The organism is Donghicola tyrosinivorans (assembly GCF_003003355.1).
Taxonomy (GTDB): Bacteria; Pseudomonadota; Alphaproteobacteria; order Rhodobacterales; family Rhodobacteraceae; genus Donghicola; species Donghicola tyrosinivorans.
This window is the reverse complement of the sequence record NZ_PVTQ01000002.1, coordinates 285,480-309,280: the sequence shown is the minus strand read 5'-3', so window position 1 is coordinate 309,280 and position 23,801 is coordinate 285,480. Positions and strand designations below refer to the sequence as shown.

Here is a 23,801-nt window from a genome sequence, read left to right as displayed (position 1 = left end):
CCTCCTTTGCGCTGATCTGTAAACAGATGCCGCAGATTTGGAAAGGTTCCCCCATGAAGCGTCTTGTCGCGATCGCCCTTGTTCTGGCTCTGGCCTGGAGCGCCCATTGGCTGTGGAAGGCACAATCCCAGCGCGCCGCCATCGAAGGCTGGTTCCACGCGCGTCAGGCGGCGGGCTGGCAGGCCGAATACAGCGATCTGTCGGTGTCGGGCTTTCCGAACCGGCTGGACACGACCTTCACCGATGTATCGCTTGCCGATACGCAGCGCGGGCTGGCGTGGTCCACAGACCTCCTTCAGGTGCTGCAACTGGTCTATAACGACAGCCACCTGATCCTGTATTGGCCCGAACCCCAGCGCATCGCTACTCCCTATGGGGCCGTGACCTTGGGGGCCGAAGACCTGCGCGCATCGCTGATCATGGAAGATGTGGCCCAAATGCAGCCCGCCCGTTTTCTGGCCGAGGGGATGAACCCCACGCTGGACACAGAGGGCGGTCTTTGGTCCGCAGACAAGCTGCGCTTTGCTGCAGAGAAAGACCCCGCAAACACTGCCAACTATCACCTCTTCACCCGCCTAGAGGGCCTGCGTGCGCCCTTCCCCGCCGAGGTTCAGGCAAATCTGCCCGATGCCATGACCGCGCTTGAGATGGACCTGCGCGTCGCCTTTGACGCCCCTTGGAATAGTGGTGCCTTGCGCGGCGCACGCCCGCAAATCACGGCCCTGAAGATCGAAAAAGCCTTCGCGGATTGGGGGCCCTTGCATCTGGACGCAGCCGGTCAATTGACGCTGGACCAGCGCGGCATCCCTGAAGGCGAGATCACCGTGCGCGCCGTCAACTGGCCCCAGATGCTGGAGACCGCGGTTGAGGCGGGCAAGATCACCCCCAAGGCCGCCAAACAGATGATGCTGGTGCTGGATCTGGTGGCGCAGGCCTCGGGCAAGACCGACGATCTGGACGCCACCTTTACCTTCAAAGGCGGGATGGTGCGCCTTGGGGTGCTGCCTCTTGGCCCTGCCCCGCAGATCGTGATCCGCTGATTACTTGCAGTAACTGCCGCTGCGATAGCGGGCCGTGTCAAAGTGGAAGTGGTCTTGGTGATACTGGTTCGCCTTCGGCCCTAAAACCGTGCCGAACGGCCCGCAAGCTTTGGAATGCATCTGCTGTAGCACCTTGCCAAAGGTTTTAGAGCGCCAGTGCTTCAGCACTGTGAACTCGGTTCCATCGGCCAGCGTAAAGCCCCCTATATCGATGGCGCGGCCTTTGCCATGCTCGGATATCTTGGCGCCCTTCTGGTTGTTGCGCGGACGGCAGGTGTAGTGACCCATGATGTTGATCTTGGCCACACCGCCGCCTTTGCCGTTCACGGCAGGCTTCATGCCCTTATCGACCCAAGTCTTCAGCGCCTTGGCCGTTCCGCAATCCATCAGCGACGCCTGACTGAGCTTTACACCAGAGACCGACCGCACCCGAACTGCCGAATCAATACCGCAGCCGTTGGTCTTGCTGGGAACCGCGCCCACGGCCTCACCCTGAATGGCGGGATCGCCACAGATGGCCCCCTTGGCCAGCGCTGCTTGACGGCGTTCACCCTGCTTGACCACGTCTTTGGGACGCACCAAGGGGCGCAACGACTGGATGAGTGAGAACTTGGAGGCTTTTTCAGCGACCTGCTCTTGGGTGGGTTCGGGCAAGACCCGTTCAACGCTGTCGATCACCGACTTCGGGCGGGCTTTGGGGCGCAACCGCTTGATGGTCTGAGAGGATGCCTCGGCCACCACAGCGAGCGCAGCAGAAGGTGCCTCGGTCGCAGAAGCCTCTGCTGTACCGGGGCGCACCACCGGACGCACAGACGTCTCGGCGGCAAGGGACGTGCTGGCCAATAAGGCCAGAAACACGACTAGGGTTGCTTTCACTTCTTCGCCTTCCCACGGCCAAAGTCCGGAGAGTCCACGTCCTGACCCGCCTGCAGAATGCCGCGACGGATCGCGCGGGTGCGGGTGAAATAGGCGTGCAACAAATCACCGTCTCCAGTCCGGATTGCCCGCTGGAGCGCGAACAATTCCTCAGTAAACCTACCGAGAATTTCCAATGTCGCGTCCTTGTTCGTCAAGAACACATCCCGCCACATTGTGGGGTCACTGGCGGCAATCCGCGTAAAGTCGCGGAAACCCGCCGCCGAGTATTTGATAACTTCGCTATCGGTTACTCGGCGCAGATCGTCGGCCACACCCACCATCGTGTAGGCAATCAGGTGCGGCGTATGACTGGTCACGGCCAGCACCAGATCGTGGTGCTCGGCGTCCATCTCTTCGACGTTGGCACCGATGCCTTCCCAAAGCGCACGCAGCTTCGCCACCGCTTCCGGATCAGAGCCCTCAACCGGCACCAAAAGGCACCAGCGGTTGTCGAACAGCTCGGCAAAGCCCGAGGTCGGCCCAGAATGCTCGGTCCCTGCCAGCGGGTGCGCGGGCACGAAATGCACGTCATCGGGCAGATGGGGCCCAACCGCATCGATCACCGACTGCTTGACCGAGCCCACATCGCTGACGGTCGCGCCTGGTTTCAGATAAGGCGCGATCTCTTCGGCCACAGCGCCCATAGCGCCGACAGGCACGCAAAGAACGATCAGATCGGCGTCCTTCACTGCGTCAATCGCAGTATCACATACGCGGTCACACAGACCGATTTCGCGGGCCTTGTCGCGGGTTTCGGCACTGCGGGCATAGCCCGTCACTTCGCCCGCCAGACCACCACGCTTGATGGCCCAAAACATCGACGATGCGATCAGGCCAAGGCCGATCAGCGCCACACGATCATAGACTTGGGTCATGCGCGGGCGCCCCCTTTGAAGGCACCGATGGCATGGGCCACGCGGCGGCATGAGGGTTCGTCCCCGACGGTGATCCGCAGACAATTGGGCAAGCCATAGCCCGCCACACGGCGCACCAGCAGACCCTGACTACGCAGGTAATCTTCACAGGCGTTGGCCTCATCCTCATCATCAAAGCGGGCCAGCACAAAATTCGCGCCCGAACGGTCGGACATCACCCCATGCGCCTCAAGCGCGCCAGACAGCCACGCACGCAGACGGGCATTCTCGGTCAGGCAGCGCTTGGTGTGGGCGGTGTCAGCCAGCGCGGCCTTTGCTGCCTCAATCGCGATGGTCGAGAGGTTGAACGGATTGCGCAGACGGTTCAGCACATCAATGATCGCCCGATCCGCATAGGCCCAACCCACGCGCATGCCGCCCAAACCGAACAGCTTCGAGAAAGTGCGGGTCATCACCACATTGGGCCGAGACGCGGCAAGCTCTGCCCCGCCCTCATAGCCTTCGGCGTATTCCTCATAGGCGCCGTCAATCACCAGCACCGCCTGCGCGGGCATGGCATCGGCCAGACGCTCCAGTTCGGACACGGGGATAAAGGTGCCAGTGGGGTTGCCTGGGTTGGTGACAAAGATCACGCGGGTCTTGTCGGTGCAGGCCGCCAGAATGTTGTCCACATCGACCACACGCTGGTTTTCGGGGACGACCACAGGGGTCGCGCCAGAAGCCAAGGCACAGATGCGATACATGGAAAAACCATGCTCGGTATAGATGACCTCATCGCCGGGACCAGCATAACCGTTGCAGATATTCGACAGGATCTCATCCGAGCCGACACCAAGGGCAATACGATCCGCATCCAGATCGTAATGGGCGGCCAGCGCCGCACGCAGGGATGCGCCATCAATCTCTGGATAGCGATGCATCTGGTGCGCAGCGACCGCCACGGCCTTGACCGCAGCTTCGGACGGGCCGAACGGGTTTTCGTTCGACGACAGTTTGACGACATTGGACACGCCCGGCGCGCTGGAAGCGCCGCCCTGATACAGAGCGATGTCCAGAATACCAGGCTGAGGAATGGGTTTCGTCATCTTTGTCTCCTTCAACGCGCCTTCCATAGCTTGGCAACCGCGAAGGGAAAAGACTGCAAAACCGCCCTATACATGGAAAAATCATGCTGCAACGCAGGATCACAACGCAAAACGCCGCCCCGAGGGGCGGCGTTCGAAGATCGTAGAGCCAATTCCGAAGTGGAATTAGTTCTGTGCGTAGTATTCGATAACCAGGTTCGGTTCCATGACGACGGGGTACGGAACATCCGACAGGCCGGGCATACGAACGAAGGTTGCGGTCATTTTGCTGTGGTCCGCGTCGATGTAGTCAGGAACATCACGCTCTGCCAACTGAACGGCTTCCAGCAGGACAACCATCTGCTTCGACTTCTCGCGAACCTCGATGACGTCGCCTTCTTTGACGCGGTACGAGGGGATGTTCACGCGCTGGCCGTTCACCAGAACGTGACCGTGGTTCACAAACTGACGTGCAGCGAAGACGGTGGGAACGAACTTGGCACGGTAAACAACTGCGTCCAGACGGCTTTCCAGCAGACCGATCAGGATCTCACCGGTGTCACCACGACGACGCTCTGCGTCACCGAAGATGCGACGGAACTGCTTCTCGGTCAGGTCGCCGTAGTAGCCTTTCAGCTTCTGCTTGGCGCGCAGCTGCAGACCGAAGTCCGACATCTTGCCCTTACGGCGCTGGCCGTGCTGGCCGGGGCCATATTCACGACGGTTTACGGGCGACTTGGGACGGCCCCAGATGTTTTCGCCCATGCGACGGTCAATTTTGTACTTGGCAGACGTGCGTTTGGTCACGGCTGATCTCCTTCGTTAGAGTATGAAGGGCGTTGTCCTACTGGGTTTCCCCTGACAGGCATCCCCTTGCGGGGGCCACCAACACCAATGTGAGCCGCCCCTATACAGCGCCCACCGGCAGAGTCAACAGGCCCGACATGATTCCGTCAGGCTTTCACGCCGCTTTCGCACCGGCCAGTTCCCTTGGCACAATATAAAAAGGGCGCTCCCCCCGGACGCGCCCCTTCCACATGGAATACGGTCGAACCTAGTTCGCGTACCCCAAACCTTCAAACACACCGCAGATCCCTGCGTCATTGCCCGCCGTCTGGCATGAGGCAAAATGCTCTTCATCCAACTGCCATCTGTGATCGGCGTCAGCAAACGTCACACGATGGCGTGGCGCGGGCGGCAGCTCTCTGGTGATCGACATGCCCGATTGGAATTCAACAACCCAAGCGTTCAAGTCCTGACACTCTGCCACTACCGTTTCTTCCTTGCAGGTCTCGTTTCCCTGAATGTCGATGAAGCAAACTTCAAGGACGGGCAACGGCTCACCAGCTTCGGCGAAGTCATAACAACCAGCCGAAGCAGTGCCTGCAAAAGCGATGGCAGCACCGGCAATCATTAAATTCTTCAAAAACAATCATCCTTAGTAAAAACAAACCAAAAATGAAAAACGCCACTCGGTATGATTTGCTGCATGCACTACCAAGCTGAAAAATTCAAACCAAAAGAACCGTTAAAGTTGTAATTTAAGTATCAATGCGCGGGATAAGTGCAACACTCTGTTCCCAGCACTTTGCCCCGATGTGACCGTTAGACCGAGTCGTAACTCAGGATTGCGGCCTCGGACGGCGACAGGTTACGCCGCGCAAAAGGACCATAGTTTTCAGGCCGCGCGCTAATGCCGGGGACCAGTTCTTCCAGCGTCTTTGCATCGTTCTGGTCCAGTGCGCCAAAGCTGGCGGTTGCAGGGTGAAAGCTCTCGCATTCGATACCGTTGGCCCAAAGAATCTCATGGGCGGGCAGCAACAGGTGGATATAGGTCACCTCATGCAGATCGGCCGCTCGGGTGATGGTCCGGTCGTTCAGCAAAAAGCGGGCCTGCACCAGAACTTCATCGGTGTTGAAAAGGTTCAGCGCCGCAGAGCCAGAGACCAGCAAGCGATGCTCGGGCGACACAAGCAGCGTCCCGTCGGGCCGGTCCTCCCCGAAGGCATGGGCCAGAATGCGCACGGGGCGCAGTTCTGGCAGAACAAACATACGCGCACCTGAAATCCGGCGCGCCCCGCGCCACAGGATTTCCTGCGGGCCGTTGTCCCGCGTCAGAACCAGATCACCGGGGCGCAGATTTTGCACAGGGCGCGGACCCGAGGGCGTGGCGATCATGGTGCCCGCGGTGAAGCAAATGACACCCCCCTGCTCTAACTCGCCGTCAGGGCGGGTGATCCGCTCCAGATCATGCTGGATAACCCAATAATCATGACCCGGAATCGGCAGGGTGCCGTTCATTTGCAGCAAAAGCCGACCGGAAGAGCGGCTGCGAATAACTTGTATGGTATGGCTGCGCAGGCCGTCGGTGATGATGATGTGGCAACCGCTGGCCGTGGCAGGCAGGTCTGCATCTGGGCGCTTGATCACCTCATCCCCCAAGATGCGCTGCGCTTTAGGAGCGGCGCGGCGGCGCAAAGCGTCTTCGCCCAAGGCATCCACCAACGGCAGGACCGAGTTCGGCCCGTCCACGCGCAAGGCATCCCCATCCCAGCGCCAACTGCTGCCGCCCATTACGGCGCCCAACGCGGCGCCCTTGATGCCGTCGATCTCTGTCTGCGACCACTCGATCACAAATGTGCCTGCAATACCCATCCTGCGTTACCCACCTTGCTCCCTGCTCTGGAGCGTCACAAAACCTGTTGCCGCTTATGATGCAGCACGCCGCGCCCCGTTTTCGGGGTCGCAGCCATAGTCTTCAGAAGTCGTACTTAAAGCTGATAGACCCGAGCACCTGCCCGCTGTCTTGCTGTTCAAACTCTTTGCCCAGATAGGTCAGCCCGAACTGCGCCACCCCATAGTTCCCCGCCCATTGCACCGCCACACGGGCACGCACACGGGCAGGCGTCAGGGTATAGTCATCACTGGGCAGCAGCACCGATTGCGCGACCTTCGCCACATCCGCGCCGCCGATAAAGGTCCAGCCGGTCCCTGTCCCGCGCACGGTCTGATAGGTCTGGCCAGTGACGTAATCGCGGGACATCAAACCGTTCAGCGTCAGATCACCCACGTGGAAATCAACACCCACACGGGCCAGTGTCTCAAGCCCGCTATGGGCCTCAACAAATGGACGAATGCGCGAATTACCCCCCGTGGGGAACGCTCGCGCCATCTCGAACGAGGCATAGGGCGTGATCTTGTCACCGATCTGGTTGTCACGCACCGCCGCGCTGGCGTCACCACTGCCGATCAGGCTGTGGAACTTGGCGTGAAATTCATCCAGTGCAGTGCCCGGCCCCACGGCCTCGACACCAGCGCCAAGCACCATCTGGTAATCTTGCGCCACAGCCATGTGGGTCACAAGACCAAGGCTCAGCACCCCCGCATAGCGGCGGTCGTCATTTGCAGGAATATCGATATTGTCAGGGGCCGCAACACGGGCGCCAAAGCGCAGCTCTATCGTGTCGCCAAATCCGGAGGTTAGCTGATCTTTCCATCCCTTTTCCCAGCCGTTCGACCACACCAAACTCAGTTGGTCCGAACCCGTCTGCCAACGATCCCGACCATCGCCGTAGTAATCGTTGTTAAGGATGTTTCCGTAGCCCACAAATTCGTAGCCTTGCGCTACGGCCATGGGGGCACTCAGAACCATGGCGGCGACCGCCATCGTCATCTGTCGCATCAGCTATCCCTACAGTTGCCTCCCCAGGCACGGATAGCCTACCAAAACGATAGCTCAGATTTCCAGTCTTTTCCCGAAAGGACGTTTGCAAAAAGCCGAATGGGTACCCGCCTGTTGAGAAGTTGCAACAGCAGCACCAAGAATAGAGACCGCCCCGCGACCAGCGGGGCGGCCATTGTGGTTAACCTACCCTCAGGCGTCCGCGCGGCGCGCCTTTGGGAAGAACGTGTAGTACAGCACCGGTGCCGCGACCAAGGTCAGGACCGAGGCAAAGCCAAGCCCGCCCATAATCGTCACCGCCATCGAGGCGAAGAACGCATCAGACAGCAACGGGATCATCCCCAGAATGGTGGTCGCCGCCGCCAGCACCACAGGCCGCAGACGCGAGGTCGACGCATCCAGCACCGCCTGCCGGAAGGGCACACCCTCGGCGCGGACCAGATCGATTTCCTCGACCAGAACGATCCCGTTCTTGATCAGCATCCCCGAAAGGCTCAGCAGACCCAAAAGCGCGGTAAAGCTGAACGGCAATCCGGTTCCCAGAAGGCCAAGTGCCACCCCGTTCACCGACATCGGTACCAACAGCCAGATGATCAGCGGCTGACGCAACTGGCCGAACAGCAGGATCGAGATGACGATCATGATCAGCAGCGACAGGGGCAACTGCTTGCCAAGGCTGCCCTGCGCCTTGGTCGAGCTTTCAAACTCGCCGCCCCACTCCATCTTGTAGCCTTCGGGCAGTGGGATCGCCTCAATCGCGGGGCGCACCTGCGTGAAGACCGCAGCGACGTTGGTATCGGCAGGCAGACCAACCTCGACCGTGATGGTGGTCACGCGGTTACGGCGCTGTAGCAGGGTGTCCTGCGCTTCATAGTCAAACCCGTCGATCAGCTGTGTCACAGGGATATAGGCCTGCGCCGCGCTGGAATAGACTGGTTGGTCAATCAGATGCGCGGCCCCTTCATCAGTTGCGCCAGCGTTACGCACCATAATCGGGATCAGGCGATCATCTTCACGATAGACGCCCGCACGGATGCCATCGGTCGCGGTCAGGAAAGCCGAAGCCACATCCTCGCGCGAGATGCCCGTCGCCTGCGCCCGCTCATCCGCGTAGACGGGCTTGAGTACCAATTCTCGCTCGCGCCAGTCGGTACGCATGTCTTGCACCAGCGGGTTGGTCTTTTTCATCTCGACCATCGCCTGCTGCGCCAGTTGGCGCAGAACCACCGGATCGGGACCAGAGAACCGCGCCTCAATCGGAGCACCGCCACCGGGCCCGAAGGCCAAACGCTGGGTGCGGAATTCGCCGTCGGTCAGGGTGCTGCGGGCAAAGTCCTCAAGTTCTTGGCGCAGGGGCGGAATGGCGTCCAGCGTCTCGGTCCGGATGATCAGATGGCCATAACTTTTCAGACCCTCTTCCGGCCCGTAGGTCAGCATAAATCGCGTCGCGCCGCCGCCCACAAAGGTACTGACCGAGACCACATCGTCCCGCTTGGACAGCCACTCTTCCAGCAGCGCCATATCGTCAGCGGTGCGATGAATGCCGGTACCTTGGGGCATCTTGTAATGGACGTAGAACAGCGGTGTATTGCTGTCGGGGAAGAATTGCTGCTTTACCTGACCAAAGCCGATGTAGCACACCACCGTCACCGCGATCAGACCAGCCATCACCAACCAGCGTAGCTTCAGCGCCAGCGACAGCGTGTTGCGGTACGCGCGGAAGATCGGGCCGTTGTAGGCGCCGCCTTCTACCTGATCGCCCACCTTGAACAGATAGTGCGCCAGAAGCGGCGTGGCGGTGATCGCCAGCACCCAGCTTAGCAGCAGAGAAATCCCGATAACCGCAAACAGCGAGAACAGGAATTCCCCCGTCGCATCCGGCGAAAGACCAATGCCCGCAAAGGCCATGATCCCGATCACAGTCGCCCCAAGCAGCGGGATCTGGGTCTTGCTGGCCACATCCTCGGCGGCATCACGGGCGGATTTGCCCTGATGCATGTCCCCTTGCATCCCTTCGGCCACCACGATGGCGTTATCCACCAGCATCCCCATGGCGATGATCAAGGCGCCAAGGCTGATACGCTCCATTTCGATCCCGAAGACCGACATGAAAAACAGGGTGCCCACCACGGTCAACAGCAGGGTCGCGCCCACCACGATCGCGGCACGCCAGCCCATGAAGATCGCCAGCACGATGACCACGATGGCGACTGACATGGCAAGGTTGACCAGAAACGCGTTCGAAGCCTCTTCCACCACCACATGCTGCTGATAGATCGGTTGGATCTGCACGCCCGCAGGCACGTCCTGCATTAGCGCCGCAATCCGGTCATCTACCGCGTGACCAATGTCCACAATGTTCAGATCGGCCTTGCCCGCCACACCCAAGGTAAAGGCATCCTGCCCGTTATAACGGATGATCATCGAAGGCTCGGCCACCCGTTCACGGGTCACATCAGCAAGATCGGTCAGGTCAATCACTTCGCCGCCGACACCGATGGTCAGGCTGGCAATCTCATCAACTGAGTTCGAGCCCTCGGGCGCCTCGATCCGGATATCCTGCCCGTTCTGGGTCACGCTGCCCGCGCTGGACACACTGGTGGCACTGGTGATCGCACCGGCCAAAGCGCCTGGCGCGACGCCAAGGTTGGTGGTGATCGCCGTCTTGGGGGCCACATAGATCGCCTCTTCCGGCAGACCGGCCAGTTCCACATCGGCCACGCCATCCACCGCTAGAATTTCACGGCGCAGATAGTTGGCGATCTGATGGGTTTCCGCATCACTGAAACCGGGTGTGGTGACCGCAAAGAACAGGCCGAACACATCCCCGAAGGTGTCATTGACCACCGACGCCTGCGCGCCAGAAGGCAAGCTGGACTGCGCATCATTCACTCGGTTGCGCAGCTTGGTCCAGATGGCGGGCAGTTCGGTCCCGTCATAGGTGCTTTCCACTTCGACGCTGATCCGGCTGACGCCCGGTTTGTTGGACGAGGTGATCGTTTCCACTTCGGCCATCTTCTGGATGGCGGATTCCAGCGGTTCCGAGACCTCTCGGGCCACTTGTTCAGCCGAAGCGCCGGGGTACTGGGTGATAATAACGGCGTTCTTGATGGTGAACGCGGGGTCTTCCAGCCGCCCGATGGTGGCAAAGCCCCAGATACCGCCCAGAAGGCAGCCGATGATCAGCATCCACGTCACAAGGGCGCGGTCGATCGAAGCGCGTGCAATGGACATGGGTTACTCTCCGATACGGGTAAAGCGGCGGACCGTCTGCCCGTCCTGCAACTGCGATGCGCCGGTCAGGACGATCTCGGTCCCGTTTTCGGGGCCTTCGACCATCTGGATGCGCCCGTCGTCGGTGATCTGCATGGTGATCGGCGTGGCGCGAACGGTGCCATCCGTAAAGACCATCACGCGGGGCTTGCCTTCGGGGTCAAAGGACAGCGCCGTTTCGGGCAGGAACACCGCATCACCGCCGCCAAGCTCGGTCGCGGCATAGACCGTCAGCGAGGCACCGGGATACACAAACGCGCCGGGATTTTTGTCAAAAGCAAGGGTCAGCGTGTAGGTCTGACCCACGGCACTGGCTTCGGCCTCAAACTCGCGCGGCGAGAGGTTGAAGCGGGTGTCGCCATCGGGAAACTCGGCGCTAAAGGTCACGTCGCCGGTACGGCCTGCCGTACGGAACAGAACCTCGGGCACCTCAATCTCGACCCGCAGTTCAGAGACATCGTGCAACAGCACAATGGGCGTGCCTGCGGCGACAGTGGTGTAATTGGCAACCTCGCGGCGGGCGACCAGTGCATCAAAGGGCGCACGCAGGGTCGCGTCATCCAAGCTATCCTCAGCGTTCTGCAAGGCGATCTGAGCCAGATCTACCTGCGTCTGCGCATCGCGGATCGTCACGTCGCTGACGGTTGAGCCGCGCAGGGCGGTCAGACGCTCCAGATCGCGGCGGGCCTTATCCAAATTGACCTTGGCCTGATCACGGGCGCGGGTGTAGGCCCGCAAATCCAGCTGAGCGATCACCTCGCCTTCGCGGATCATCTGCCCTTCCGGTGCGGTCAACTGCTGCAGCTGGCCGCCAACCTGAAAAGCCAAATCAACGGTCTGCTTGGCCACCACCTGCCCGAAGAACTGCCGCTCGATATGGGCAGGGCCGCTTTGCAGGGTCATCAGTTTCACAGGCTTGGGCACATCCTGCGCCATAGCAGGCACAGCAAAAGTCGCGGCAATCAAGGCCAGAACAGGGATCATGCGCATCGGGTCTTCCTTCGGGCGGAGGGCATTTCCGCCATTAGGTAGGCCAGAATCCCGCATCTTGCACGAAAAAAGTGAACCGAACCGTTCAGTTTTGTTTCAGCTTACGCAGAATTTCCTCCCGAAAGGGAACCCGCGACGCAGGTTTCACCCAAAAGGCTCAATATGTTGGAGAAAACCTGTGGGGCAGCCCATAACCCCATCACAAAGAAGTGACAGCAGCCCCGACCCTGAAAATGGCGTTCACGCCGCATCAAAGGTCTTTTCATGCGCTTAACGCACGCTTAACCGGCTATCGCAGCGGGCAAGGCGGACCGCGAAAGCGATCCGTCCCGTTGCAAAGAGGCTTGGTAGGTCAGCACCACATAGGCCAGCGCCAGCCCACCAAGCAGGCCCAGAATTCCGATCGTTAAAACTTGCTTCATCTTTCGTCCCCCGACGAATGAAACACCTAGAATTTCGTCACCACTGTCGCGCCCACACCTTCGAAACGATCCATACCGATCAGTGCATCGATCGAGTCTTCCAATGTGATTTCGCGCCCCACCAGACGCTCGGGTGACAGCTTACCCGATTGAACCATCGCAAGCATCGCATCATAGCGATGGGCCTGCATTCCGTGGCTGCCGCGCAGCTCCAATTCATAGGCAATAACACGGGACATGGGGATCTGCGGCTTGGCGTGATCTGCCAGCATCAATCCCACCTGCACATGTCGCCCGCGCCGACGCAAACACGAGATAGAGTTAAAGCAGGTTACAGGATTGCCAAGGGCATCAATCGAAACATGCGCCCCGCCCCCTGTCGCCTGAAGCACAGCCTTGGCCACTTTGGGCTCGGTCGCGCCATTGATGGTGACTGCTGCGCCAAGCTCTTTGGCCAGCGCAAGTTTGGCATCGTCGATATCAACCGCGACCACATTCGCGCCAATCGCGTTGGCGATCATGATGGCCGACAGACCGACGCCGCCACAGCCATGCACCGCCACCCATTCACCGGGGGCCGTGCGTCCCTGATCCACCACTGCACGGAACGAGGTGGCAAACCGGCACCCAAGCGAGGCGGCGGTTGCGAAATCCACCGTCTCCGGCAGGGCCACAAGATTCAGGTCCGCCTGATGCAGTCCCACATATTCCGCGAACGAGCCCCAGTGGCTGAACCCCGGTTGTGTCTGATCTTCGCAGACCTGCTGGTTGCCCGAATGACACTCCGAACACGTGCCGCATCCGCAGACGAAAGGCACCGTGACGCGATCGCCCACTTTCCATTTGGAGACATTCGGGCCGACAGCCTCGATGATCCCTGCCAGTTCATGGCCCGGCACGTGCGGCAGTTCGATCCCCGGATCATGCCCCATCCAGCCGTGCCAGTCGCTGCGGCACACCCCCGTGGCCATGACGCGCAAAACAACGCCGTCCGCATCAGGTGACGGGTCCGGCAAATTGGCGATCACAGGACGCGCACCAAAGGATTCAAACAAGACGGCCTTCATGGATTCTCCCCACTCCACAACCCGCAGAGCGGGTAAATCGGACCGAGTCTACACTGGTCCAAAGGGGTTTGTCTGCCCTTTACATTGCAACCCTAAAGATTGAAGCCTTTGGTCTTTGCAACAAGGGCAATCCGTGAAATGACTAAGCAACAGGTATATTGAGTATATCAATTCAAAGGAGGCCAGCACGTGGCGTATTTGATATTTGCTGGGATCGTGATGGGCCTTGGCGGCACAATTGTGATGGACCTGTGGGCACTTGCCCTGAACCGCATCACCGGCGCGCCTTTGCCGAACTGGGCCTTCGTGGGCCGCTGGGTTGCTCATGTGGCGAAAGGCAAAGTCTTTCACGACGACATCGCCCAAGCCACCCCTGCTCAGGGCGAACTGACCATCGGCTGGGTCTTCCACTATGCGGTGGGCGTGATCTACGGGATCTTTTTCGCGATGATCGCAGGGGCTGCGTGGCTGGCAATGCCTAGCTTTGTGCCCGTGTGGATCTATGCGCTGGTGACCATCGCGGCGGGCTGGTTCCTGCTGCATCCGGGTCTGGGACTGGGATGGGCGCTGTCGAAAACGCCGACCCCTTGGAAAAGCCGAGGGCTGGGGCTGGTCGCACACACTTGGTTCGGCCTTGGCATGTGGATCGGGGCGCTGGCCGTCTGACCAAGCGCCCCGCTGTTAGTTCTTAGCCTTTGGGCCGACGGGGGAACCCGTCACCGCCCTTGCGCGGACCCGCTGCGGGGCGCTTGCCACCGGGGCGGTCCATCCGCTTGCTGGTATCCGCCGCGTTGAAACGGGCAGGTTTGCCGCCTTTGGGACCATCGCCACGGGGCTTGTCACCGAATTTCGGCTTGTCGCCAAACTTGGGCTTATCGCCAAACTTGCCAGCGGGCTTGCCACGGGGTTTGTCGTAACCGGGCTTGTCGCCATCACGCTTGGGCTTGCCGCCAAAACCGCCTTCGGACTTGCCATAGGGCTTTTTGCCGTCAGGTTTGCCGAACGACTTTTTCCCATCAGGCTTACCGCCTTTGAAATCGCCACGACCCTCAGGCTTGTAGGGCTTTTTGCCCTCGGGCTTATCGCCCCAGACCTTCTTGGCGCGGGGTTTGCGGGGCGCGTCATCATCCATCACAGGCGCAGGGTTGTAGCTGCTCTTGTTCGGGTTGGGAGCGACCATATTGGGGCCACGCTCTTCGCGCTTGGGACGGTCATCGCGCTGAGGGCGGTCTTCACGCTGGGGACGCTCGCCGCGATCTTCGCGCTTGGGGCGATCAAAGCGGTCGCCACGGTCCTCACGCTTGGGACGATCGAAACGGTCACCGCGGGGGCGATCCTCACGGGGGCCGCGATCACGACCACCGCCGCGACGGTCATCACCACGGCGGTCGTCGCCACGGGGCTGGCGCGGTTCGGGTGCGGGCGGGCCATCAGCGGCAGTCACTTTGATGCCGTCTTCCAGCTGCGCAGCATCCCCTAGAGAGGCAAGGAAGTTATCTGCCGCCGCTTCCGCGATCTCGATGAAGCTTTCGTCCTGACGCACACGGATCGCACCGATGACGGTCTTGTCGATGTTGGCCGAACGGCACACCATCGGCAACAGCCAGCGGGGCTCGGCACGCTCATTGCGGCCAACCGACAGACGGAACCAGCGCGAGGGGCCGAATTCCTTACGCTCTTTGCGCTCGGGGCGTTCATCGGGCGAACCAAGTTCTTCAGGTGCCGACAGACGGGCACGGTAAAGGCGCAGGTAAGCTGCCGCGATCTGGTCAGCGCTGTGCATTTCCAGCAGGCGGGTTGCGAAATCCTGCTGCTCGGGCGTGGTTTCTTCGGTCCACAGCGGATCGGCCAGCAGACGCTCTTCGTCGCGGCGCTGGATGTCTTCGGCGCTGGGGGCCTCGGTCCATTCTGCGGTGATCTTCGCCCACTTCAGCAGACGCTCAGCGCGGTTGGCCGACTTGGGGTTCGCGATCAGCGCCGAGATACCCTTGCGTCCCGCGCGGCCGGTCCGGCCCGAACGGTGCAGCAGTGCTTCGGTGTTGGTGGGCAGATCGGCGTGGATCACCAGTTCCAGATTGGGCAGGTCGATACCACGGGCCGCCACATCGGTTGCCACACAAACCTTCGCACGACCATCGCGCATGGCCTGCAGGGCGTTGGTCCGCTCTTGCTGGGTCAGTTCACCGGATAGACAAACCACCTGAAATCCACGGTTCGCCAGACGCGAGGTCAGACGGGCGACCTCGACACGGGTGTTGGCGAAAATGATCGCGTTCTCGGCGTCATGGAAGCGCAGCATGTTGAAGATCGCGCGTTCGCTGTCCTTCATGTTCACGCGGATCACCTGATACGAGATGTCCGAGTGCTGCTTTTTGCCCGAAGTGGTGCTGATCCGCTGCGCATCGCGCTGGAATTCCTTGGCCAGCTTTTCGATCATCGGCGGCACGGTAGCCGAGAACAGAAGCGTGCGGCGCTCTTCGGGGGCACCGCCCAGAATGAACTCCAGATCTTCGCGGAAGCCCAGATCCAGCATCTCGTCGGCCTCGTCCAGAACCGCCACTTGCAGGCTTTCCAGATCCAGCGCGCCACGCTCTAGGTGGTCACGCAGACGGCCAGGGGTGCCAACAACGATGTGGGCACCACGTTCCAGCGCGCGACGTTCGTCACGGGCGTCCATGCCGCCAACGCAGGACACCAGACGGGCACCTGCTTTGCCATAGAGCCAACCCAGCTCGCGCTTGACCTGAAGTGCCAGTTCGCGGGTCGGGGCAATCACCAGTGCCAGAGGCGCAGCCGCCGGCCCAAGCGAGCCGTCTTCGGCAAGAACGTCCCGCGCCATCGCCAGACCAAAGCCAACGGTTTTACCCGAGCCGGTCTGCGCAGAAACCAGCAGATCCTGACCCGCAAGTTCTTCTGCGGTCACGGCCTGCTGCACGTCGGTCAAAGTGTCATAACCACGCTCGGCAAGCGCTTCGGAAAGGATCTGGATCATGTGTCGGAAGTCTCTGGCTGTATATTGGTGGCGCTGCAACACCTGTGGGCAGCGGCTTTGATGGGCCTCCCTACACGGGGTTTACGCGTTTGTATACTAGCAATTCGGTATAACAGCCCCGCGTTACATGCAGATCACAGGACTATGATGTCACCAGCCCCAAGGCGATGGCCCACATGGTGCAACCGATGATAATCTCCAGAACAACCCATGCACGCGGCTGACGGAACACCGGCGCCAGCAAACGCGCACCAAACCCAAGCGCGGTGAAGAACAGCAGTGATCCCATCATTGCGCCCGCGCCAAAGACCCAATGCAGCGGGGCATATTGCGCGGAAATCGTTCCAAGCAGCAGGACTGTATCCAGATAAACATGGGGGTTCGCCCACGTCAGGGTCAGGCAGATCGCTAGCACCTTGGCCAGACTTGTGACCTGCCCTTCGGCGGGCACCAGCGCCTCTCCCCCTTTGAGGGCCGCTTTGAACCGCAAAGCGCCGTAGGTGAAGAGGAAAGCCGCGCCGATCCAGCGCATCACCAGCTCTAACATCGGCATAGAGGCAACCAGCGCCCCCATCCCCGCAACCCCTGCGCTGATCAGGATGGCATCCGACAAGGCGCAGGCCAGCACGACCCACCCCACATGTTCGCGCCGCAACCCTTGCCGCAAGACAAAGGCGTTTTGCGATCCGATCGCCGCAATCAGCCCCAGCGACACCAGAAGTCCTTGGAAAAACGTTGCGATCATCGGGCTCTCCTATCCGTTCCGCCTTTGACGTAGCGGCGCCAAGTACATTAGTAAAATGAGATAAACTTCACTTGGATCAGTTTTGCTAATGCTCGACCCTGCCCATCTGGCCGCTTTGGCCGCCGTTCATCGGCGCGGCACCTTTGATCAGGCCGCCAGTCAGCTGCACGTCAGCCAGTCCGCGATCTCTCAGCGGATCAAGGCGCTTGAGGAACAAGTCGGCACCGTCCTGATCCAGCGCGGCCAACCTTGCCGCGCCACCGAGACCGGCCTGCGCCTGATCCAGCACTATGACACCATCGCCCTGCTGGAACGTCAGGTCCGGTCCGAGATCACCGGCACGCCGCCCGATACCGCCACGGTCCGGATTGCCGTGAACGCGGACAGTCTGGCCACGTGGTTCCTGCCCGCTTTGGCCCAATGCGACGGGCTCCTCTTTGACACCATCATCGACGATGAGAACGCCTCGCGCGATTGGCTTTCGCGGGGCGAGGTTGCGGGGGCCGTGACCTCTCAGGCGCGGCCCGTGCAGGGTTGCGACACGCTCTCCTTGGGGAACCTGCGCTATGTGGCTGCGGCCAGCCCCGCCTATATGCAGCGCTGGATGCCGGACGGACCGACTGATGCAGCGTTAATGCAAGCTCCGACGCTGGTTTTTTCCGACAAGGACAAGCTGCAAGAGGACTGGGTGCATCAGTTCACCCAAGGCCGCTGCCATCGGGCGGCGCTGCGCCAGCACCGGATCGGATCAACTCACGGCTTTCTGGATGCGTGCCTTTTGGGAATGGGATGGGCGATGCACCCCGAAATTCTGGCCCGACCCTACCTGAAGGCCGGAACCCTTGTGCCGCTGGCCCCTGCACACCCTTACGACTCGGCCCTCTACTGGCAGTTCAGCCGTCTGATGGCCGAAGCCATCGCCCCGCTGACGCACGCCATCAAACAGGCAGCGCGGCAATATCTGGCCTAGAAAACAGCCCGCATCATTCAAAAGCGGAACGTCACCATCACCCCGTCAGTATCATCGGGCAAGGGCGAGGTGATCTGGAACTGCGCCCCGCTACGCTCGGCAATAATGCTGACGATCGACAGCCCCAGCCCCGTGCCATCCCCAGCCCCGTCGCCACGGGAAAAGCGCTGGGTCAGGCGGGTGATCTGTTCGGGGGGCAAGTTTGCGCCCGCGTTCGACACACACAATTCTTTACAATCAGACAAGCGCACATGCACCTTGTCCCCGCCCCCGTGACGCAAGGCGTTTTCCAGCAGGTTGCGCAACACGATCCCGAAGGCATCAGGGTCCAGATCGCTGTTCACCGGCCCATGGGGCAGGTCCAGAACAATCCTGTCCCCTGCTTTTTCGGAACGGGTGAAATCCTCGGCAATCATCTGCGCGACGGGGCGCAAATCCATCTGCTCTGACAGCCGCAGTCGCGCCCCTTCGGCGCGAGCCATCTGCATCAGTTTGTTGGTATAGCGGTTCAGACGCTTGAGGGTTTCCTCAATTTCAGCAGCGCGGGTGCGGACCGAGGGATCGCGGCTTTCGACCTGTAACCGCTGCGCCTGAGCGATGGCCCCCGCCACAGGCGTGCGCATCTCATGGGCAGCATTGGCGGCAAAGTTGCGTTCGGCTTCAAAGCCTGCCTCAATCCGCTGCATCAGTGTATTGGCCGAGGCCACCACTGGCGCCAATTCGGACGGCAGACCGGACATGGGCAGAGGCGACAGATTCATCGGCCCGCGCTTTGCCAATTCATCCCGCACCCCGTCCAGCGGGCGCAGCCCCCGACGCACGGCAAACCAGATGCCAAAGATCACCAGCGGCACCACCGCAAGCAAAGGCAAGAGCGAGGCCATCAAGGCCCGCCGATACAGCGCCCGCCGTGCATCCAAAGGCCGCGCCACCGCTATCGTCACATCCCCGCGTCGCGCACGATCCACGTAGAACCGCCAAGTGTCATCGCGGGAAAACCCCTCAGCCGTCGGGAAATCCACATCCGCCGCCTCGCCCGAGCGCAACAAAAGCCCGTGCCGGTCAGAGGTCGCGACAAAGACCGTATCATCAGCCTCGGCCTGCATCCGCCGCAGGTCTTTGCCCTCATAATCGTCGTCGTCCTCTTTGTCTTCGCGGCTGTGAATGATGATCGGCAGCAAACGCTCGGCAGTGGCCTTCAGATCGCGGTCAAAAACCTCATCCACTTCATGGAACAGCTTGCCGACCGTGATGATGGACGCAACCAGCCACAGCACTGTCACCAGTGCGCCGGTAAAAATCCCGATGCGGGCGGTCAGGGACAAGGTTCGCCTCATGGCTGACCCAACCGATAACCCATGCCCCGTTCTGTCACGATCAGCCCCTTGCCCAGTTTCTTGCGCAAATGGCTGACGTGCACCTCAATCGTGTTTGAGCCGACACTGTCGTCAAAGCTGTACAGCAGCTCTTCCAGCTGCGCTTTGGTGAAAAGCTGGGTGGGGCGGCTGGCAAATGCCTCAAGCAGCGCCCATTCGCGGGCGGTCAAGGCAACCAGCCGTCCGGCTTGCGTCACAACACGCCCGCCAAGATCAATCTGGATATCCCCGAGTTCAACCAGCGGATTGGGGTTGCCCGCATAACGGCGCGAGACCGCGCCGATCCGCGCGGACAGTTCAGCCAGATCAAAAGGTTTCACCAGATAATCATCGGCCCCTGCCTGTAGCCCTGCGATCCGGTCACTGACTTGATCCAGCGCAGTCAGGATGATGACCGGCGTCACATCGCCCCGCGCCCGCAAGGCTTTCAGAAACGGAATGCCGCGCCCGTCCGGCAGCATCAGATCCAGCAAGATCAGATCGAAGGGCTGCGCATCCAGCGCCTCCTGCGCCTCCACCAGCCGAGCCGCCCGATCCACGCCGTGACCGTCTGCGCGAATCTGGTCCGCCACTGCGCCACCCAGCACATTGTCGTCCTCGATCAGCAAAACACGCATTTTCACCCCCGCTGTCTGCACAACCTTTACACTCTTCTGTGAACCTGAAGGCAAGCTGAAGGCATTTGGGCATCTGCTTCAGGTTCGCTTCAGCCAGATCAAAGAGAAGGGACCGCAGACGGCGTAAAAGTCTATTTGCGCGCCCTTTTCGAGCCACGGAGAATTCCAATGAAGCTATTGTCCTCTTTGCTTGCAGCGACCACTGCCCTGACAGCCCCCGGTCTTGCGAATGCCGCCGAGGTGACAATCAACACGACCCTGCGCAACTACGGCGGCGAAGATGCCTATCTGGCCTATTACATCACCGACGCGCAGGGGAAATTCGTGCGCCATGTGTGGATCGCGTCGGGCAAATCCCGTTGGTGGGACCACCTGTCGGCATGGTACGCAGGCACAGGCGGATCATCGTCAGAAATCGCGGGCCTTAGCGGCGCGTCGGTCGGGTCGGGCCAATCCCTGAAAATCTCGGTCGAGGTTGAGGACGCTCTGATCAACGCAGGCTACCAGATCCGCATGGACGCCGCCGTTGAACACATGCCAAACAGCCCCGCCGAGATCATCATGCCCCTTGATCAAAGCACGGCAGGCCAAACGACGGCGGGTCGCGGATATGTGGCCTCGTTCAGCTTTGATATGTGAGGTCTGACCATGTTCCGCTCTTTGCACCGATATGCGGGCATCGGCTTTGCGCTGATCCTGATTGTGGTTTCCCTGACGGGTACGATCCTGTCAGTCTTTCCGCTGTTGGACGCCGACCGGACCAGCGCCCGCCTGAACGCGGGCGCTCTGGCCGAGGCAGTCATGCAATCGGCGCCGGGGGTCGAGCAAATTCTGGTCAACGACAACAACGTCATGACCGCCGTGGCCTTTGGCCCCGATGGTTTTGTCCAGCAGGTGATTGATCCTGCGACCGGCGCTGTTCTGGGCCCTGTGACCCAGAGCCAAACCGAGCTGTGGTTCGAGAACCTGCACCGTGCGCTGCTGCTATCCGACACTGGCCATATCATCGTGCTGATCGCCACCGGCGCGATGATCGCACTGGGGTTCAGTGGTCTGTGGTTGGCGGCGCGTCGGCTTGGCGGCTGGCGCAAGATTTTCAGCCGCGATCTCGGCGATGGTGCGGGCAACCTGCACTTACGCCTGGCGCGATTTGCGATCATCGGCCTGCTGGTGTCCTCTTTGTCGGGGCTGTGGATGGGGGCCTCGACCCTTGGGCTAATCGAAGAGGGCAGCCCGCAACCTGCCTTCCCCATGTCCGTCAGCACAGATACCGCCGCATCCCCGAGCCAACTGCCTGCCCTTGTGGCCATCTCTGGCGACAGCCTGCGCCAGATCACCCTGCCCCGCGCCGGCATTCCCGGTCAGGCCTGGCAGGTCGAAACCGACGCAGGCGCAGGCTACATCGATCCCGCCACGGGCCAGATGCTGACGTGGGCCGATCGCCCGATGTCCTCGAAAGTCATGGACTTGATGCATTTGCTGCACACGGGACAAGGTGCCTCGGTTCTGGGGCTGCTGTTGGGGCTGATCAGCCTTTCGGTTCCGGTTCTGTCGGGCACTGGCCTGCTCGTCTGGCTGTCGGGCCGTTCGCGCAAAGCAGAGGTGCCGCAAACCCGCGCACAAGCGGCGGATGTGGTGGTCCTTGTGGGGTCCGAAGGGGGAACCACATGGCGTTTTGCCCGCGCCTTTGCCGCATGTGCCCATGCAGCAGGCAAATCCGTGCATCTGGCCAAGATGAATGATTTCGCCCCTCAGACCTACAAGAGGGCAGAAAATATCTTGCTGTTCGCCGCCACCTATGGCGACGGCGATGCCCCCGAAACAGCGGCCGATTTCCTGACCGCTCTGGAGGCAGCGGATGCGCCAAGCGCCGCGATAACCGTCCTTGGCTTTGGCGACGATGGCTACCCTGCCTTCTGCGGCTATGCCCATACGGTTTCAGACGCGATCACCGCCAAAGGCTGGCCCCAAACGCTGGCGCTGACGTGCATCAACCGCCAATCCACATCCGAGTTTGCCACTTGGGCAGACGCATGGGGACAGGCCGCAGGCATCGCACTGAATGATATCCTGGGGGCGCTGGACCCTGTGCAAGTGCAACCGCTAACGCTGACCTCATCCCGCGTCTATGGCGAGGATGTGCAGGCCCCGACCGCCATCCTGCGCTTTGCCCTGCCCCACCGCAGCCTGCCTCAGCGCCTTTGGTGCCGTGGCAAACTGCAGTTTGAGGCAGGCGATTTGCTGGATGTTCTGCCCCAAGCCTCGGACAGCCCGCGCAGCTATTCGCTGGCCTCTGCCACCGCCGACGGGTTCATTGAGATCTGCGTCCGCAAGAAGGCAGGCGGCCTGTGCAGCGGGCAGCTTTTTGACCTGAAGCCGGGCGATCAGATACAGGCCGCAGTCCGGCCCAACCCAGCCTTCCACGTGCCCCGCGACGACAAACCCCTGATCCTGATCGGCGCTGGCGCAGGGATCGGCCCGCTAGCCGGTTTCGCCCGCGCCGCAAACGGGCAACAGGTGCATCTGTTCTATGGCAGCCGCTCGACCGGCGCCGACCTGCCTTATGCTGAAGAACTGACGCAATGGGCGGATCACGGGCAAGTGGCCTCGGTCGCGCTAGCTTGGTCGCGCGGTATGCGCCCGCGCTATGTGCAGCAGGCTTTGCTAGATGACGCCGCCCGCCTGCAACAACTGATAACTGACGGGGCACGGGTGATGATATGTGGCAGTCAAAACATGGGGTCCGGCGTGGCCGAAGCCCTGAACCAGATCCTTGCGCCCCTTGGCCTGACCGTTGACAGCCTTCGGAAAGAAAACCGCTATGCTGCTGATGTCTTCTGAAGCCGCCACACTGCCGGATGAGACAAACCGGATCAGCCTGAACGGCCCGACCATGGGCAGTCACTGGTATGTCACCTACTTTGACGGCCCCGCTGACAGCGACCCGCTACTGGCAGCGCTGCAAGCGGCGGTCGATGCGGTGGATGACCAGATGTCTCTGTGGAAACCGGACAGCGCCCTGAACCGGCTGAACAGCGCGCCTGTTGGCGAATGGATGCCGGTGCCGCCACAGATGTTCACCGTGCTGGACAGCGCCTTGCAGGTGGGGCGCGCCTCTGGCGGGGCCTTTGATATTGCGGTGGGCGATCTGGTCAGCGCTTGGGGGTTCGGCCCCGAACCTTCCAATCCCTCGCGCATTGAAGCGCTACTTCGCGGGTCAAAACCCAAGCCCGCCCATTCCGTTCTGGAATTGGACCCCAAGACCCGATCTGCCCGCAAGCTTGCCCCTGCCCGCTTTGATCTGGGCGGGATCGCCAAGGGCTTTGGCACGGATGAACTGGTCCGAACCGCCGCCCGTTTTGGCGTCAAAGCCCTGACCTGCGGCATTGATGGCGACCTGCGCTGCGTCGGCACCAGGCCAGATGGCCAGCCTTGGCCCGTAGGGATCGAGGTACCCGATTACGACAGCCGCGGCATCCATTCCGTGGTCGAGTTGGAAGACTGCGCAATTGCCACCTCGGGCGATTATCGCCACTGGGTCGATATTCAGGGCCAGCGCTTTAGCCACACCATGAGCGCCCGCGTCGGGGGGCCTGTGTCGGGCGCCCTGTGCTCTGTCACCGTGCTGGCAGAAACTTGCATGATGGCGGATGCATGGGCGACCGTTTTTCTTGTCTTGGGCGAAGAGGCCGGACGCACGCTGGCCAAGGCCAAAGGCATCAAGGCCATGTTCCTGACCCGCCAGTAACGCGCGTCCGACCTACCCTACC

The 23,801-nt window shown here is 61.1% G+C and carries 21 protein-coding genes; 6 read left to right on the top strand and 15 right to left on the bottom strand.

Translation table 11 applies throughout. The features are described 5' to 3' along the window. Nucleotides 1–53: 53 nt before the first annotated feature. Complete coding sequence (locus tag CLV74_RS03990; protein ID WP_170107974.1) at nucleotides 54–1,040, top strand: DUF2125 domain-containing protein; 987 nt, start codon at nucleotides 54–56, stop codon at nucleotides 1,038–1,040. Here CLV74_RS03990 and CLV74_RS03985 read toward each other — a convergent pair whose 3' ends face one another. From CLV74_RS03985 to CLV74_RS03940, 11 genes are all read right to left on the bottom strand, one after another. Continuing rightward, nucleotides 1,041–1,916 (bottom strand): extensin-like domain-containing protein, encoded by an 876-nt coding sequence (locus CLV74_RS03985; RefSeq protein WP_245888455.1) that lies wholly within the window; start codon nucleotides 1,914–1,916, stop codon nucleotides 1,041–1,043. Beyond that, nucleotides 1,913–2,833, bottom strand: a complete 921-nt coding sequence (locus CLV74_RS03980) for a prephenate/arogenate dehydrogenase family protein (protein WP_106262921.1) — start codon at nucleotides 2,831–2,833, stop codon at nucleotides 1,913–1,915. Before CLV74_RS03980 ends, CLV74_RS03985 begins: the two co-directional genes overlap by 4 nt. Then, a complete protein-coding gene (gene hisC, locus CLV74_RS03975) occupies nucleotides 2,830–3,918 on the bottom strand; it encodes a histidinol-phosphate transaminase (protein WP_106262920.1) in 1,089 nt (362 codons plus the stop codon). Before hisC ends, CLV74_RS03980 begins: the two co-directional genes overlap by 4 nt. A 165-nt stretch (nucleotides 3,919–4,083) precedes the next feature. Further along, on the bottom strand, nucleotides 4,084–4,704 hold the full coding sequence (rpsD, locus tag CLV74_RS03970; RefSeq protein ID WP_106262919.1) for a 30S ribosomal protein S4: 621 nt from the start codon (nucleotides 4,702–4,704) through the stop codon (nucleotides 4,084–4,086). A gap of 247 nt (nucleotides 4,705–4,951) precedes the next feature. Continuing rightward, nucleotides 4,952–5,329 carry a hypothetical protein gene (locus tag CLV74_RS03965; protein WP_146134895.1) on the bottom strand — a complete coding sequence of 126 codons (378 nt, stop codon included), beginning with the start codon at nucleotides 5,327–5,329 and terminating at the stop codon, nucleotides 4,952–4,954. Between the two features lie 173 nt (nucleotides 5,330–5,502). Beyond that, the gene (locus tag CLV74_RS03960) at nucleotides 5,503–6,552 is read right to left on the bottom strand and encodes a Hint domain-containing protein (RefSeq protein WP_106262917.1); all 1,050 of its coding nucleotides are present in this window, start codon (nucleotides 6,550–6,552) and stop codon (nucleotides 5,503–5,505) included. Nucleotides 6,553–6,655: 103 nt separating this feature from the next. Then, nucleotides 6,656–7,579 (bottom strand): lipid A-modifier LpxR family protein, encoded by a 924-nt coding sequence (locus CLV74_RS03955; protein WP_106262916.1) that lies wholly within the window; start codon nucleotides 7,577–7,579, stop codon nucleotides 6,656–6,658. A gap of 192 nt (nucleotides 7,580–7,771) precedes the next feature. Next, entirely contained in the window at nucleotides 7,772–10,813 is a 3,042-nt protein-coding gene (locus tag CLV74_RS03950; RefSeq protein WP_106262915.1) for an efflux RND transporter permease subunit, read from the bottom strand. A 3-nt stretch (nucleotides 10,814–10,816) separates the two neighbouring features. Then, nucleotides 10,817–11,842, bottom strand: coding sequence for an efflux RND transporter periplasmic adaptor subunit (locus tag CLV74_RS03945; protein WP_106262914.1), 1,026 nt, complete (start codon nucleotides 11,840–11,842; stop codon nucleotides 10,817–10,819). A 281-nt stretch (nucleotides 11,843–12,123) separates the two neighbouring features. Further along, nucleotides 12,124–12,264 carry a hypothetical protein gene (locus tag CLV74_RS22735; protein WP_170107973.1) on the bottom strand — a complete coding sequence of 47 codons (141 nt, stop codon included), beginning with the start codon at nucleotides 12,262–12,264 and terminating at the stop codon, nucleotides 12,124–12,126. A gap of 26 nt (nucleotides 12,265–12,290) precedes the next feature. Then, nucleotides 12,291–13,331 (bottom strand): zinc-dependent alcohol dehydrogenase family protein, encoded by a 1,041-nt coding sequence (locus CLV74_RS03940; RefSeq protein ID WP_106262913.1) that lies wholly within the window; start codon nucleotides 13,329–13,331, stop codon nucleotides 12,291–12,293. A gap of 189 nt (nucleotides 13,332–13,520) precedes the next feature. Between CLV74_RS03940 and CLV74_RS03935 the strand changes: the two genes are divergently transcribed. Then, nucleotides 13,521–13,997 (top strand): DUF2938 domain-containing protein, encoded by a 477-nt coding sequence (locus CLV74_RS03935; RefSeq protein ID WP_106262912.1) that lies wholly within the window; start codon nucleotides 13,521–13,523, stop codon nucleotides 13,995–13,997. 22 nt (nucleotides 13,998–14,019) lie between these two features. Here the strand turns inward: CLV74_RS03935 and CLV74_RS03930 are convergent, their stop codons facing one another. Both CLV74_RS03930 and CLV74_RS03925 read right to left on the bottom strand, forming a co-directional pair. Continuing rightward, complete coding sequence (locus CLV74_RS03930; protein ID WP_106262911.1) at nucleotides 14,020–16,323, bottom strand: DEAD/DEAH box helicase; 2,304 nt, start codon at nucleotides 16,321–16,323, stop codon at nucleotides 14,020–14,022. Nucleotides 16,324–16,465: 142 nt separating this feature from the next. After that, the gene (locus tag CLV74_RS03925) at nucleotides 16,466–17,068 is read right to left on the bottom strand and encodes a LysE/ArgO family amino acid transporter (RefSeq protein WP_106262910.1); all 603 of its coding nucleotides are present in this window, start codon (nucleotides 17,066–17,068) and stop codon (nucleotides 16,466–16,468) included. Nucleotides 17,069–17,156: 88 nt separating this feature from the next. On the opposite strand from CLV74_RS03925, the gene CLV74_RS03920 reads away from it, so the two are divergent. Next, entirely contained in the window at nucleotides 17,157–18,038 is an 882-nt protein-coding gene (locus CLV74_RS03920) for a LysR family transcriptional regulator ArgP (RefSeq protein ID WP_106262909.1), read from the top strand. 17 nt (nucleotides 18,039–18,055) lie between these two features. Here the strand turns inward: CLV74_RS03920 and CLV74_RS03915 are convergent, their stop codons facing one another. Together CLV74_RS03915 and CLV74_RS03910 are read right to left on the bottom strand one after the other, a co-directional pair. Continuing rightward, a complete protein-coding gene (locus tag CLV74_RS03915) occupies nucleotides 18,056–19,363 on the bottom strand; it encodes an ATP-binding protein (protein WP_211299005.1) in 1,308 nt (435 codons plus the stop codon). An 8-nt stretch (nucleotides 19,364–19,371) separates the two neighbouring features. Then, nucleotides 19,372–20,031 (bottom strand): response regulator transcription factor, encoded by a 660-nt coding sequence (locus CLV74_RS03910; protein ID WP_106262907.1) that lies wholly within the window; start codon nucleotides 20,029–20,031, stop codon nucleotides 19,372–19,374. A 168-nt stretch (nucleotides 20,032–20,199) separates the two neighbouring features. Between CLV74_RS03910 and CLV74_RS03905 the strand changes: the two genes are divergently transcribed. The 3 genes from CLV74_RS03905 to CLV74_RS03895 are packed head-to-tail and all read left to right on the top strand — an operon-like array spanning nucleotide 20,200 to nucleotide 23,779. After that, nucleotides 20,200–20,670, top strand: a complete 471-nt coding sequence (locus CLV74_RS03905; RefSeq protein ID WP_106262906.1) for a DUF2271 domain-containing protein — start codon at nucleotides 20,200–20,202, stop codon at nucleotides 20,668–20,670. Nucleotides 20,671–20,679: 9 nt separating this feature from the next. Then, a complete protein-coding gene (locus tag CLV74_RS03900; RefSeq protein ID WP_106262905.1) occupies nucleotides 20,680–22,872 on the top strand; it encodes a PepSY domain-containing protein in 2,193 nt (730 codons plus the stop codon). Then, nucleotides 22,853–23,779, top strand: a complete 927-nt coding sequence (locus CLV74_RS03895) for an FAD:protein FMN transferase (RefSeq protein ID WP_245888454.1) — start codon at nucleotides 22,853–22,855, stop codon at nucleotides 23,777–23,779. Before CLV74_RS03900 ends, CLV74_RS03895 begins: the two co-directional genes overlap by 20 nt. Nucleotides 23,780–23,801: the final 22 nt, after the last annotated feature.